Annotated in this window: 9 protein-coding genes and 1 pseudogene; 9 read left to right on the plus strand and 1 reads right to left on the minus strand. The window is 57.8% G+C overall.

Annotation, left to right across the window (positions count from 1 at the left end; translation table 11 throughout):
* Positions 1-94 precede the first annotated feature (94 nt).
* The 9 genes from ABLU80_RS14890 to yegS all read left to right on the plus strand — a co-directional run bounded on the left by ABLU80_RS14890 (position 95) and on the right by yegS (position 14,526).
* Positions 95-1,339: an MdtA/MuxA family multidrug efflux RND transporter periplasmic adaptor subunit gene (locus ABLU80_RS14890; protein ID WP_348850125.1), complete on the plus strand. Its 1,245-nt coding sequence runs from the start codon at positions 95-97 to the stop codon at positions 1,337-1,339.
* A complete protein-coding gene (locus tag ABLU80_RS14895) occupies positions 1,339-4,461 on the plus strand; it encodes an MdtB/MuxB family multidrug efflux RND transporter permease subunit (RefSeq protein WP_348850126.1) in 3,123 nt (1,040 codons plus the stop codon). Before ABLU80_RS14890 ends, ABLU80_RS14895 begins: the two co-directional genes overlap by 1 nt.
* Positions 4,462-7,539 carry a multidrug efflux RND transporter permease subunit MdtC gene (mdtC, locus tag ABLU80_RS14900; protein ID WP_101705960.1) on the plus strand — a complete coding sequence of 1,026 codons (3,078 nt, stop codon included), beginning with the start codon at positions 4,462-4,464 and terminating at the stop codon, positions 7,537-7,539. It begins immediately after the preceding gene.
* A gap of 1 nt (position 7,540) precedes the next feature.
* Positions 7,541-8,956, plus strand: coding sequence for an MFS transporter (locus ABLU80_RS14905; protein WP_348850127.1), 1,416 nt, complete (start codon positions 7,541-7,543; stop codon positions 8,954-8,956).
* A complete protein-coding gene (gene baeS, locus ABLU80_RS14910) occupies positions 8,953-10,407 on the plus strand; it encodes a two-component system sensor histidine kinase BaeS (RefSeq protein WP_058649416.1) in 1,455 nt (484 codons plus the stop codon). The genes ABLU80_RS14905 and baeS overlap by 4 nt, the downstream gene beginning before the upstream one ends.
* Positions 10,404-11,126: a two-component system response regulator BaeR gene (baeR, locus tag ABLU80_RS14915; protein ID WP_015365781.1), complete on the plus strand. Its 723-nt coding sequence runs from the start codon at positions 10,404-10,406 to the stop codon at positions 11,124-11,126. The genes baeS and baeR overlap by 4 nt, the downstream gene beginning before the upstream one ends.
* A gap of 54 nt (positions 11,127-11,180) precedes the next feature.
* Complete coding sequence (locus ABLU80_RS14920; RefSeq protein WP_316552250.1) at positions 11,181-11,894, plus strand: tetratricopeptide repeat protein; 714 nt, start codon at positions 11,181-11,183, stop codon at positions 11,892-11,894.
* Positions 11,895-12,013: 119 nt separating this feature from the next.
* Entirely contained in the window at positions 12,014-13,375 is a 1,362-nt protein-coding gene (gene yegQ, locus ABLU80_RS14925) for a tRNA 5-hydroxyuridine modification protein YegQ (RefSeq protein ID WP_348850129.1), read from the plus strand.
* Positions 13,376-13,632: 257 nt separating this feature from the next.
* Positions 13,633-14,526: a lipid kinase YegS gene (gene yegS, locus ABLU80_RS14930; RefSeq protein WP_015365779.1), complete on the plus strand. Its 894-nt coding sequence runs from the start codon at positions 13,633-13,635 to the stop codon at positions 14,524-14,526.
* A gap of 34 nt (positions 14,527-14,560) precedes the next feature.
* Here the strand turns inward: yegS and ABLU80_RS14935 are convergent.
* Positions 14,561-14,718: pseudogene (locus tag ABLU80_RS14935) on the minus strand (cytochrome C biogenesis protein CcdA); the annotation flags it as partial.

Consider the following 14,718-nt stretch of genomic DNA (forward strand, 5'->3'; position numbering starts at 1 on the left):
ATACGCGCTTTTCATAATTCCTCCATTTTTGCGGGGCGTTCCGTTACTAAACTAGTATCATTCGGCGAAAGCTTCTGGATGAGATAGTAAAATAATGAAAAGCAGTAACACACTTCGTTGGGGAATGGTCCTGACGGTAATTTTGGCGGCGGGAGCCGCCTATTGGTTCTGGCACGATCGTTCCGAAGAGACAACCGCAGGCGCTGCTGGCGCAAGTCAACAAGGAGCAAAAGCGCCTGCCGGGGCGCGCCATGGCCGCTTCGGCGCGGCGCTGGCCCCGGTGCAGGCGGCCACTGCCACCAGCGAATCCGTCCCCCGCTATCTTACTGGCCTGGGGACTATCGCCGCGGCGAACACCGTGACCGTACGCAGTCGGGTTGACGGCCAGTTACTGAGTATCCATTTCCAGGAAGGTCAGCAGGTAAAAGCCGGCGATCTGCTGGCGCAAATCGATCCCAGCCAGTTCAAGGTCGCGCTGGCCCAGGCGCAGGGGCAGCTTGCCAAAGATAACGCCACCCTCGCAAACGCGCGCCGCGATCTCGCTCGCTATCAACAACTGGTCAAAACCAACCTTATCTCCCGTCAGGAGCTGGATACCCAGCAGTCGCTGGTGGTCGAATCCGCCGGTACGGTTAAAGCCGATCAGGCCGCCGTCGCCAGTGCGCAGCTGCAGCTGGACTGGACCCGCATCACCGCGCCGATTGACGGCCGCGTGGGCCTGAAACAGGTCGACATCGGCAACCAAATCTCCAGTGGCGACACCACCGGCATTGTCGTTCTCACGCAAACCCACCCTATCGATTTGGTCTTTACCCTACCGGAAAGCGATATCGCCACCGTGGTACAGGCGCAGAAAGCCGGTAAAACGCTGAGCGTCGAGGCCTGGGATCGAACCAATAAACAGAAGATCAGTACAGGCAGCCTGCTGAGCCTCGATAACCAAATCGATGCCACCACCGGCACCATTAAACTTAAAGCGCGCTTTAATAACCTCGATGACGCGCTGTTCCCGAATCAGTTCGTCAATGCCAGAATGCTGGTGGATACCGAGCAGGATGCAGTAGTGATCCCCACCGCCGCGCTACAAATGGGCAACGAGGGGCACTTCGTGTGGGTGCTGAACAGTGAGAATAAAGTCAGTAAACATACGGTCACGCCGGGTATTCAGGATAGCCAAAAAGTGGTGATTAACGCCGGGCTGTCAGCGGGCGACCGGGTGGTGACCGATGGTATCGATCGCCTGACCGAAGGCGCTAAGGTCGAAGTTGTCGAAGCTCACAGCGCCGTGCAGGAACAACCTACCACCCGCCCGAGTGGTAAAAACGGAGCGGGCGCCTGATGCAAGTATTACCCCCAAGCAGTACGGGCGGCCCTTCCCGGCTGTTTATTATGCGTCCGGTGGCGACAACGCTATTGATGGTCGCCATTCTGCTGGCCGGTATCATCGGCTATCGCTTCCTGCCGGTCTCCGCGCTGCCGGAAGTTGACTACCCGACCATTCAGGTAGTAACGCTCTACCCCGGCGCCAGCCCGGATGTGGTGACGTCATCGATTACCGCGCCGCTGGAACGCCAGTTTGGCCAGATGTCCGGCCTTAAGCAGATGTCCTCACAAAGCTCGGGCGGCGCGTCGGTCATTACTCTGCAGTTCCAACTGACCCTGGCGCTGGATGTCGCCGAACAGGAAGTGCAGGCGGCCATCAACGCCGCGACCAACCTGCTGCCGTCTGATTTACCCAACCCGCCGGTTTACAGCAAAGTTAACCCGGCGGATCCGCCGATCATGACCCTGGCCGTGACCTCCAGCGCGATGCCGATGACGCAGGTTGAAGATATGGTGGAAACTCGGGTAGCGCAGAAGATATCTCAGGTTTCCGGGGTCGGCCTGGTGACGCTGGCCGGCGGCCAACGTCCTGCGGTGCGCGTTAAGCTCAATGCCCAGGCGATCGCCGCGTTAGGTTTGACCAGCGAAACCGTGCGTACCGCCATTACCAGCGCCAACGTGAATTCAGCGAAAGGTAGCCTTGACGGCCCGGCCCGCGCGGTCACCCTTTCCGCCAACGATCAGATGCAGTCGGCGGAAGATTACCGTCGGCTGATTATCGCCTATCAGAACGGCGCGCCGATCCGTCTTGGCGATATCGCGACCATCGAACAGGGCGCCGAGAACGCCTGGCTGGGGGCGTGGGCCAATAAGCAGCGGGCGATCGTGATGAACGTCCAACGCCAGCCGGGAGCGAACATCATCGCCACCGCCGACAGCATCCGCCAGATGCTGCCGCAACTGACCGAGAGCCTGCCTAAATCCGTTAAGGTACAGGTGCTTTCTGACCGCACCACCAATATTCGCGCGTCGGTCAGCGATACCCAGTTCGAATTGCTGCTGGCCATCGCGCTGGTGGTGATGATCATTTATCTCTTTTTACGCAATGTCCCGGCGACTATCATTCCCGGCGTCGCCGTGCCGCTATCGCTGGTCGGCACCTTCGCGGTCATGGTGTTCCTCGATTTTTCGATTAACAACCTGACGCTAATGGCATTGACCATCGCCACCGGTTTCGTCGTCGATGACGCCATCGTGGTCATTGAAAATATCTCTCGCTACATTGAAAAGGGCGAAAAACCGCTGGCCGCCGCGCTGAAAGGCGCGGGGGAAATCGGCTTCACGATTATTTCATTAACCTTCTCGCTGATTGCCGTACTGATTCCGCTGCTGTTTATGGGTGATATCGTTGGGCGATTGTTCCGTGAATTCGCCATTACCCTGGCGGTGGCGATTCTGATTTCGGCGGTGGTCTCGCTGACCCTGACGCCGATGATGTGCGCGCGGATGTTAAGCCACGAATCGCTGCGCAAACAAAACCGCTTTTCGCGGGCCAGCGAGCGTTTCTTCGAGCGGGTGATTGCCGTCTATGGCCGCTGGCTGAGCCGGGTACTAAACCACCCATGGCTAACGTTGAGCGTGGCGTTAAGCACCCTGGCGTTATCGATTCTGCTGTGGGTCTTTATCCCGAAAGGCTTCTTCCCAATCCAGGATAACGGCATTATTCAGGGCACGTTACAGGCCCCGCAGTCGGTGTCGTTCGCCAGTATGGCGCAACGCCAGCAGCAGGTATCCGATCTGATTCTGAAAGATCCGGCGGTTGAAAGCCTGACGTCGTTCGTCGGCGTTGATGGCACCAATCCGGCGCTGAACAGCGCGCGTCTGCAGATTAACCTCAAACCACTGGATGAACGCGACGATCGCGTGCAAACGGTCATCAGCCGTCTGCAGCAATCGGTGGCAAGCGTACCGGGTATTGAGCTCTATCTCCAGCCAACGCAGGATCTGACTATCGATACCACCGTCAGTCGCACTCAGTATCAGTTTACCCTGCAGGCTAACTCGCTTGATGCACTGAGCAACTGGGTGTCGCAATTGCTGTCGCGCCTGCAATCCTTACCCCAGCTTGCCGACGTTAGCAGCGACTGGCAGGATAAAGGGCTCGCGGCTTATATTAATGTCGATCGCGATAGCGCCAGCCGGCTGGGTATTTCCATGGCGGATGTCGATAACGCGCTGTATAACGCCTTTGGCCAACGGCTGATCTCGACAATTTATACCCAGGCCAACCAATATCGTGTGGTACTGGAGCACGACACCCAGGCGACGCCGGGGCTAGCGGCGCTGGATAATATCCGCCTCACCAGCAGCGATGGCGGTATCGTGCCGCTGAAATCCATCGCCAGCGTCGAGCAGCGTTTTACCCCGCTGTCGGTGAACCATCTCGATCAGTTCCCGGTGACCACCATTTCATTCAACGTGCCGGATAACTACTCCCTCGGCGAAGCGGTAGAGGCTATTTTGTCAGCCGAGCAGTCGCTGGATTTCCCAAGCGACATCCGCACCCAGTTCCAGGGCAGTTCCCTCGCATTCCAGTCGGCGCTCGGTAGCACCGTCTGGCTGGTCGTCGCGGCGGTCGTCGCCATGTATATCGTCCTCGGCGTGCTGTACGAAAGCTTCATTCATCCCATCACCATTCTTTCTACCCTGCCGACCGCTGGCGTCGGGGCGCTGCTGGCGCTATGGCTGGCCGGTAGCGAGCTGGATGTGATTGCCATCATCGGCATCATTCTGCTGATTGGTATCGTGAAGAAAAACGCCATCATGATGATTGACTTTGCCCTCGCCGCCGAGCGCGAGCAGGGAATGCCGCCGCGCGAAGCCATTTATCAGGCCTGCCTGCTGCGCTTCCGTCCGATTCTGATGACCACCCTCGCCGCCCTGCTTGGTGCGCTGCCCTTGATGCTCAGTACCGGCGTCGGCGCCGAGCTGCGCCGCCCGCTGGGCATCGGTATGGTCGGCGGATTGATGCTCAGCCAGGTACTGACGTTATTCACCACGCCGGTGATTTATCTGCTGTTCGACCGGCTATCGCTGTATATGAAGAGCCGCTTCCCGCGTCGTGAAGAGGAGGCGTAAGTGAAGTTCTTCGCTCTCTTCATTTATCGGCCGGTGGCGACGATTCTTATCTCGCTGGCGATTACCCTGTGCGGGATCCTCGGATTCCGCCTGCTGCCGGTCGCGCCGCTGCCGCAGGTGGATTTCCCGGTGATCATGATTAGCGCCTCGCTGCCCGGCGCCTCGCCGGAAACCATGGCCTCGTCGGTGGCAACACCGCTGGAACGCTCGCTGGGGCGCATTGCCGGGGTCAATGAAATGACCTCGTCGAGCTCGCTTGGCAGTACCCGCATCATCATGGAGTTTAATTTCGATCGCGATATTAACGGCGCCGCCCGCGACGTGCAGGCGGCGATTAATGCCGCGCAAAGCCTGCTGCCGAGCGGGATGCCCAGCCGCCCCACGTATCGCAAAGCTAACCCGTCCGATGCGCCGATCATGATCCTGACGCTCACCTCGGATACCTATTCGCAAGGCGAGTTGTACGATTTCGCGTCAACCCAGCTGGCGCAAACCATCGCGCAGATTGACGGCGTCGGCGATGTCGACGTCGGCGGCAGCTCACTGCCGGCGGTGCGTGTCGACCTTAACCCGCAGGCGCTATTTAACCAAGGCGTCTCACTGGACGCCGTGCGCAGCGCCATTGATAACGCTAACGTGCGTCGCCCGCAGGGCGCGCTGGAAGATAAGACCCACCGCTGGCAGGTGCAGACCAACGATGAATTGAAAACCGCGGCGGAATATTTGCCGGTGATCGTCCACTACAATAACGGCGCGGCGGTACGCCTTGGCGACGTGGCAAAAGTGACGGATTCAGTGCAGGATGTGCGTAACGCCGGGATGACCAACGCCAAACCGGCGATCCTGTTGATGATCCGCAAGCTGCCGGAAGCCAACATCATTCAGACGGTTGATAGCATTCGCGCCCGCCTGCCGGAACTACAGCGTACCATCCCCGCCGCCATTGATTTACAGATCGCGCAGGATCGTTCGCCCACCATCCGCGCTTCGCTGGAAGAGGTCGAACAAACGCTGGTGATTTCGGTCGCGCTGGTGATTCTGGTGGTCTTTCTGTTTTTGCGCTCCGGACGCGCAACGCTTATCCCGGCCGTCGCCGTGCCGGTATCGTTAATCGGTACCTTTGCCGCGATGTATTTGTGCGGCTTCAGCCTCAATAATCTGTCGTTAATGGCGCTGACCATCGCCACCGGTTTCGTCGTCGACGACGCCATCGTGGTGCTGGAGAATATTTCCCGCCATCTTGAGGCAGGAATGAAACCGCTGCAGGCCGCGTTACAGGGCAGCCGTGAAGTCGGCTTTACCGTGCTGTCGATGAGCCTGTCGCTGGTGGCGGTGTTCTTACCGCTGCTGCTGATGGGCGGCCTGCCGGGTCGTCTGCTGCGCGAGTTCGCCGTCACGCTATCGGTAGCGATCGGTATTTCGCTCGCCGTGTCGCTCACGCTGACGCCAATGATGTGCGGCTGGCTGCTGAAAAGCGGCAAACCTCATGAACCAACGCGCAAGCGTGGCTTTGGCCGCCTGCTGGTCACTATTCAGGGCGGCTATGGCAAATCGTTAAAATGGGTGCTGAAGCATAGTCGCCTGACTGGCCTGGTGCTGCTCGGTACGATGGCGCTCAGCGTGTGGCTGTATATCGCCATTCCGAAAACCTTCTTCCCGGAGCAGGACACCGGGGTGCTGATGGGCGGCATTCAGGCGGATCAGAGTATTTCGTTCCAGGCGATGCGCGGCAAACTGCAGGACTTTATGAAGATCATCCGCGAGGATCCGGCGGTCGATAACGTGACCGGTTTTACCGGCGGCTCGCGGGTGAATAGCGGTATGATGTTTATCACCCTGAAACCGCGCGATCAGCGCCACGAAACGGCGCAGCAAATCATCGACCGGCTGCGGAAAAAACTGGCGAAAGAGCCCGGCGCTAATCTGTTCCTGATGGCGGTGCAGGATATCCGCGTTGGCGGTCGTCAGTCGAACGCCAGCTATCAGTACACCCTGTTATCGGACGATCTGTCGGCGCTGCGTGAATGGGAGCCAAAAATCCGCAAGGCGCTGGCGGCGCTCCCGGAACTGGCCGACGTTAACTCGGATCAGCAAGATAATGGCGCGGAGATGGATCTGGTCTACGACCGCGACACCATGTCACGCCTGGGCGTCAGCGTGCAGGATGCCAACAGCCTGTTAAACAACGCTTTCGGCCAGCGGCAGATCTCGACCATCTATCAACCTTTGAACCAGTACAAAGTGGTGATGGAAGTCGATCCGCTTTATACCCAGGACGTTAGCGCGCTGGAGCAAATGTTTGTCATTAGTAACGACGGTAAACCCATCCCGCTGTCGTACTTCGCCAAATGGCAACCGGCGAACGCACCGCTTTCGGTCAACCACCAGGGGCTATCGGCCGCCTCGACCATCTCCTTCAACCTGCCGACCGGCAAATCGCTGTCGGAAGCCAGCGACGCCATTGACCGGGCGATGACCCAGCTTGGCGTGCCGTCGAGCGTGCGAGGATCGTTTGCCGGCACCGCACAGGTATTCCAGCAGACGATGAACTCACAGGTGATCCTGATTATCGCCGCCATCGCCACGGTGTATATCGTGCTGGGGATCCTCTACGAAAGCTACGTGCATCCGTTAACCATTCTCTCAACCCTGCCGTCAGCGGGGGTTGGCGCGCTGCTGGCGCTGGAATTATTTGGCGCCCCATTCAGCCTAATCGCCCTGATAGGGATCATGCTATTAATTGGCATCGTAAAGAAAAACGCCATCATGATGGTCGATTTCGCCCTTGAAGCGCAGCGCACCGGCAATCTTCCGCCGGAAGAAGCGATATTCCAGGCCTGTTTGCTGCGTTTTCGCCCGATCATGATGACCACCCTGGCGGCGCTATTCGGCGCGCTGCCGCTGGTACTGTCGGGCGGCGACGGGTCCGAACTACGGCAGCCGTTGGGGATCACCATTGTCGGTGGCCTGGTCATGAGCCAGTTGCTGACGCTGTATACCACCCCGGTGGTCTATTTGTTCTTTGATCGTTTGCGGCTGCGTTTTACGCGCAAGTCTGCTCAACCGGTAAGCGAATAAGATGACAGATCTGCCCGCCAGCGTACGCTGGCAGTTATGGATTGTGGCCTTCGGCTTCTTTATGCAGTCGCTGGATACCACCATCGTCAACACCGCCCTGCCCTCGATGGCCAAAAGCCTTGGGGAAAGCCCGCTGCACATGCATATGGTAGTGGTCTCGTATGTGCTTACGGTGGCGGTCATGCTGCCGGCCAGCGGCTGGCTGGCGGACCGGGTCGGCGTGCGCAATATCTTTTTCAGCGCCATTGTGTTGTTTACCGCCGGTTCGCTGTTCTGCGCCCAGGCCAGCACTCTCGATCAGTTAGTGATGTCCCGGGTGCTGCAGGGCGTCGGCGGCGCGATGATGGTGCCGGTCGGGCGGCTAACGGTGATGAAAATCGTTCCACGTGATCAGTATATGGCGGCGATGACCTTCGTCACCCTGCCCGGCCAGGTTGGACCGCTGCTCGGCCCGGCGCTTGGCGGCGTGCTGGTCGAGTATGCCTCCTGGCACTGGATTTTCTTGATTAACATCCCGGTTGGCATCATCGGCGCTATCGCCACATTATGCCTGATGCCGAACTACACCCTGCAGACCCGGCGCTTTGATATCCTTGGTTTTATTCTGCTGGCGACAGGAATGGCCGCCCTGACGCTGGCGCTCGACGGCAAAAAAGGGCTCGGAATCTCGCCGCTGCTGCTCGCTGTGCTGGTAACCGGTGGCCTGATGGCGATAGTTTTTTATTTGTGGCACGCCCGCGGCAACGTTAACGCCTTATTTATCCTCAATCTGTTTCGCAACAAAACCTTCTCGCTCGGTCTTGGCGGCAGCTTCGCCGGGCGTATCGGTAGCGGGATGTTACCGTTTATGACCCCGGTATTCCTGCAAATTGGCCTCGGCTTCTCGCCGTTCCACGCCGGGCTGATGATGATCCCCATGGTGCTGGGCAGCATGGGGATGAAACGCATCGTGGTGCAGGTAGTGAATCGCTTTGGCTATCGCCGCGTGCTGGTTTTCGCGACGCTCGGCCTGGCGCTGGTGAGTTTACTGTTCATGGCCGTCGCACTGGCCGGCTGGTACTGGCTGCTGCCGCTGGTGCTGTTCCTGCAGGGCATGATTAACTCCAGCCGTTTTTCGTCGATGAATACTCTGACGCTAAAAGACCTGCCTGATGAGTTGGCCAGCAGCGGTAACAGCCTGCTCTCAATGGTCATGCAGCTCTCGATGAGTATCGGCGTGACCATCGCCGGGCTACTGCTCGGCATGTACGGCCAGCAGCATATCAGCGCCGATGCGCCAGCTGTCCATCAGGTTTTCCTATATACCTATCTGAGCATGGCGATGATTATCGCTCTCCCGGCGCTCATCTTTTCCCGTGTACCGAACGATGTCGGCAGCAACACCGTCATCCGCCGACGCAAAAGGAGTGAATCGTGAAACTTTGGCGCCCGGGTATCACCGGTAAGCTGTTCCTGGCTATTTTCGCCACCTGTATCGTGCTGCTGATTAGCATGCACTGGGCGGTGCGCATCAGCTTTGAGCGCGGCTTTATCGACTATATTAAACGCGGTAATGAACAACGACTAACGATGCTCGGCGACGCGCTGAGTGAACAGTACGAGCAGCACGGCGACTGGAAATTTTTGCGCAACAACGATCGTTTTATCTTCCAGTTACTGCGCACCTTCGAGCGGGATAACGACGAACGTCCACCAGGTGGGCCGGGTCCGCATGGCGGGCCAGGGCCAATGCCCGGCCCTGGCCCGCGGCCCGATATGCCGCCGCACGGCTGGCGCACGCAATTTTGGGTTGTCGATCAACAAGGGCGCGTGCTGGTAGGCCCGCGGGCGCCGGTCCCGCAGGACGGTACCCGCCGTAACATTGTCGTCGACGGCGTGACCGTCGGGGCGGTGATCGCCTCGCCGGTTGAGCGGCTCACGCGCAACACGGATATTAATTTCGACCGCCAGCAAAAACGCACCAGTTGGCTGATTGTCGCCCTTGCCACCCTCCTCGCCGCGCTGGCCACCTTCCCGCTGGCCCGCGGGCTGCTGGCGCCGGTCAAACGGCTGGTGGAAGGCACCCATAAGCTGGCGGCGGGCGATTTCTCCACCCGCGTCACGGTCACCGGCGGGGATGAACTGGGCCGTCTGGCGCAGGATTTTAACCAGCTTGCCAGTACGCTTGAGCGTAACCAACAGATGCGCCGCGATTTAATGGCCGATATTTCGCATGAACTCCGCACGCCGCTAGCAGTCCTGCGCGGTGAGCTGGAGGCTATTCAGGACGGAGTGCGTAAATTCACCCCAGATTCGATCTCTTCGCTGCAGGCGGAAGTCGGCACGCTTACCAAGCTGGTGGACGATCTGCATCAGTTGTCGATGTCCGATGAAGGCGCGTTAGCCTACCAGAAAGAGTCGGTGGATTTAATTGCGCTGCTGGAGGTCGCCGCAGGGGCGTTCCGCGAACGTTTCGCCAGCCGCGGCTTGACCATCGGCGTCTCGCTGCCGGATAACGCTATCGTTTTCGGCGATCGCGATCGTCTGATGCAGCTGTTCAATAACCTGCTGGAAAACAGCCTACGCTATACCGACAGCGGCGGCCGCCTGCAGATTGACGCCAAACAAAATGGTCGCATGTTGACGCTCGATTTCGCCGATAGCGGCCCCGGCGTTAGCGACGAGCAGCTGGCGCGGCTCTGTGAGCGTTTTTATCGCACAGAGGGCTCACGCAACCGGGCCAGCGGTGGATCCGGTCTTGGGCTGGCAATCTGTATGAATATCGTCGCCGCCCACGGCGGCAGCCTGAACGCCGGTCATTCGCCTTTTGGCGGGGTTAGCATTAAAGTAGAGTTACCTCTGGAACAGGATTTATCGAGGGATGTATGAGCGAATTACCTATTGATGAAAACACGCCGCGCATTTTAATCGTGGAAGACGAGCCCAAACTCGGTCAGTTGTTGATCGACTATTTGCAAGCTGCGAGCTATGCGCCAACGCTCATTGCGCATGGCGATCAGGTACTGCCCTACGTCCGCCAGACGCCCCCGCATTTAATCCTGCTGGATTTAATGCTGCCGGGCACCGACGGCCTGACCCTGTGCCGCGAGATCCGCCGATTTTCCGAGATACCTATTGTGATGGTCACTGCCAAAATCGAGGAGATCGATCGCCTGCTGGGGCTGGAAATCGGCGCCGATGACTATATCTGCAAACCGTACAGCCCGCGTGAAGTCGTGGCCCGCGTGAAGACGATCCTGCGTCGCTGTAAACCACAGCGCGATCTGCAGGCTCTGGATGCGCAAAGTCCGCTAATTGTTGACGAAAGCCGCTTCCAGGCCTCGTGGCGCGAAAAAATGCTGGACCTGACTCCCGCCGAGTTTCGGCTATTAAAAACGCTGTCGCAGGAGCCGGGTAAAGTCTTCTCCCGCGAACAACTGCTCAATCATCTGTACGACGATTATCGCGTAGTTACCGACCGTACCATCGACAGCCATATTAAAAATCTGCGCCGTAAGCTGGAATCGCTGGACGCGGAGCAGTCGTTTATTCGCGCCGTCTACGGCGTTGGCTATCGCTGGGAAGCCGACGCTTGTAGAATGGCTTGACCATCAGGCGCGCGCCAGCGCGCCCACTCCTCAACATGATATAAGGAACATATCATGCATTTTAAGAGCTTCACCTTAAGCGCCCTGCTACTGTTTTCAGCCAGCGCCGCGGCGGAAATAACTGAACAACAAATCGAAGCCGACTGCGCCAAAATCCCCACCTACGCCCGGCAGGGTGAACGGGAATATCAGGCGAAAAACTATCCTAAAGCCCGGGAAGCCTTCGAGCAGCAGGTCATCTGGAGCGAAAGCTGTGCGCTGGATGACGACGCTATCGCCACCGCCTATAACAATGTCGCCCTCACCTTGATGCGCGAAAAGCAGTGGCGCAAGGCGCGCGCCTGGTTACTGATCCGGCCAGACGATCGTAAGTCGGTTTATAACCTGGCGCTCATTAAAGACCAACTGGCCGCCTTGCCAAGGCCTCATAGCGCATCAGGCGAATATTGGCAATATGCCGGACGGGCCTCATGGAATACACTCTCGCTCATAAAACAGCAAAAACCGAATACCTTCCAGGCTGATTTTCAGGGGTATTATTTTGGTCTGATGAGCGCGTATTACGGTCCTAATATGGGTGAGTTTTCCGCACCCGTAGTGCTGAAAAACGGCAAAGGAGAGATCGCGATTGATGAAGATAATGAAATTAACTGCACCATTTCACTGGACGTTGCGCCCGAAGGTTTGACAATAGCAGCCGATGAGCCGGATAACTGTGGGTTCGGCGCCAACGTCCGCGCGCAAGGCCATTACCTGCGCGTTGAATAGTAAGACGGTTTACTGCTACCCGCTACGGCGCTACAATGCCCGCCCTTAATGTGGGGACACTCCCCCGAATCGCCGCACCTGGTGCGGCGAGTCTGACCTGTCATCAGAACGAGAAAATCATGTTTAAACCGGAACTCCTTTCCCCGGCGGGAACGCTGAAAAATATGCGTTACGCTTTCGCTTATGGCGCCGATGCGGTCTACGCCGGCCAGCCGCGTTACTCACTGCGCGTGCGCAACAATGAATTTAACCACGAAAACCTGCAGCTCGGCATCAATGAGGCCCATGAGCTGGGGAAAAAATTCTACGTGGTGGTTAACATCGCACCGCATAACGCCAAGCTGAAAACGTTTATTCGCGATCTCAAACCGGTAGTGGAAATGGGGCCGGACGCGCTGATTATGTCCGATCCTGGTTTAATCATGCTGGTGCGGGAAAACTTCCCTGATATGCCAATTCACCTGTCGGTACAGGCCAACGCCGTCAACTGGGCGACGGTGAAATTCTGGCAGCAAATGGGGCTAACCCGCGTGATCCTGTCCCGCGAATTGTCGCTGGACGAGATCGCCGAAATTCGCAGCCAGGTGCCGGAGATGGAAATCGAGATTTTCGTCCATGGCGCGCTGTGCATGGCCTACTCCGGCCGCTGCCTGCTCTCCGGCTATATCAACAAACGTGACCCTAACCAGGGTACCTGCACCAACGCCTGCCGCTGGGAGTACAACGTCCAGGAAGGCAAAGAAGATGACGTAGGTAATATCGTCCACAAGCATGAGCCTATCCCGGTGCAGAACGTTGAACCCACTCTCGGTATCGGCGCGCCAACCGACCAGGTATTTATGATTGAGGAAGCCAAACGTCCGGGCGAGTATATGACCGCCTTCGAAGACGAGCACGGCACCTACATCATGAACTCCAAAGATCTGCGCGCAATCGCCCACGTGGAGCGCCTGACCCAGATGGGCGTGCACTCGCTGAAGATTGAAGGCCGCACCAAATCCTTCTACTACTGCGCCCGCACCGCCCAGGTGTACCGTAAAGCGATTGACGATGCCGCCGCCGGTAAACCGTTCGATACCAGTCTGCTGGAGACGCTGGAAGGTCTGGCTCACCGCGGCTATACCGAAGGCTTCCTGCGCCGCCACACCCACGACGACTATCAGAATTACGAGTACGGCTACTCGGTTTCCGAACGCCAGCAGTTTGTCGGCGAATTCACCGGCAAGCGTCATGGTAATCTGGCCGAAGTGGCGGTGAAAAATAAGTTCTCGGTCGGCGACAGCCTGGAGGTCATGACTCCGCAAGGTAACGTCAACTTTACGCTCGAACATATGGAGAACGCCAAAGGCGAAGCAATGCCTGTCGCGCCGGGAGACGGTTATATCGTCTGGCTGCCGCTGCCGGAGGATATGGCGCTGGAGTATGGGTTGCTGATGCGTAATTTTAACGGCGAGACGACGCGCAATCCGCATAAAAATTAGTTTATTGGCGTTATTTTTTCATTATGTATGGATATTAGAATCGGATCACACACCGTTTCGTTCGAAGCAGGTATCATCCATTTCGCTGAAAAACATAACCCATAAATGCTAGCTGTACCAGGAACCACCTCCTTAGCCTGCGTAATCTCCCTTACGCGGGCTTATTTTTTATGCATCCCATTTTCCCGACTTTCTTATTCCATGATGCCATTCATGCGATACACTGAGGATGACGACTAAGAATGAGGCGATAAAGGATGACCCAATTTCCAGCCAGCTTATTAATTCTCAACGGTAAAGGCGCGAATGAGCCACAACTGCGCGAAGCCGTTAATCTTCTGCGCGAAGAAGGTATCGAGATACACGTCCGCGTAACCTGGGAAAAAGGCGATGCGATTCGTTTTGTCGAGGAAGCCGAAACGCTCAAGGTGGCGACGGTAATTGCCGGCGGCGGCGATGGTACGATTAATGAAGTCGCCACCGCGCTGGTTCAGCGCGGCAGCAACATGGCGCTGGGATTACTCCCCCTCGGCACAGCCAATGATTTCGCCACCAGCGTCGGCATCCCGCAGGATTTAGCCAGCGCGCTGAAGCTGGCGATAGCCGGGCGCGATGTCCCTATTGATGTGGTACGCGTTAACAACGAGGCCGGGTTTATCAATATGGCCACCGGCGGCTTTGGCACCCGTATCACCACCGAAACGCCGGAAAAACTGAAAGCCGCGCTCGGCGGCGTCTCCTATCTGATTCACGGCCTGACGCGCATGGATACCCTGAAGCCGGACCGCTGCGAAATTCGCGGCGAGAACTTTCACTGGCAGGGTGACGCGCTGGTTATCGGCATCGGCAATGGCCGTCAGGCCGGCGGCGGCCAGCAACTGTGTCCTGAGGCATTAATTAACGACGGGCTACTGCATCTGCGCATTTTCACCGGCGAAGAGTTGCTACCTGCGCTGTTTAGCACCCTCGCTAATCCCGATAATTCGCCAAATCTGATCGACGGCGTATCGCCGTGGTTTGAAGTCACCGCCGCCCATGAAATGACCTTCAACCTGGATGGCGAACCGCTGAGCGGCAAATCTTTCCGTATGGAAATCCTCGGCGAGGCGCTACGCTGCCGTCTGCCGCCGGACTGTATGTTACTGCGTTAAAACATCAGGGCGGGATATACCCGACCTGACAACGTTATGAATATTCTACCCCTTCCCTGACGCCGCTTGCCTTACGGGCAAAGCCCGGCTGATCGACGCGAATAAACGGGCACAGACAAAACGCCAGCAGATAGAGTGCGGTATAGGCCACCACCACGCCGATGGTGCTGAAGTGCGGCAGCAGCACCACCG

This window comes from Klebsiella sp. CN_Kp104 (assembly GCF_040064515.1).
Taxonomy (GTDB): domain Bacteria; phylum Pseudomonadota; class Gammaproteobacteria; order Enterobacterales; family Enterobacteriaceae; genus Klebsiella; species Klebsiella aerogenes.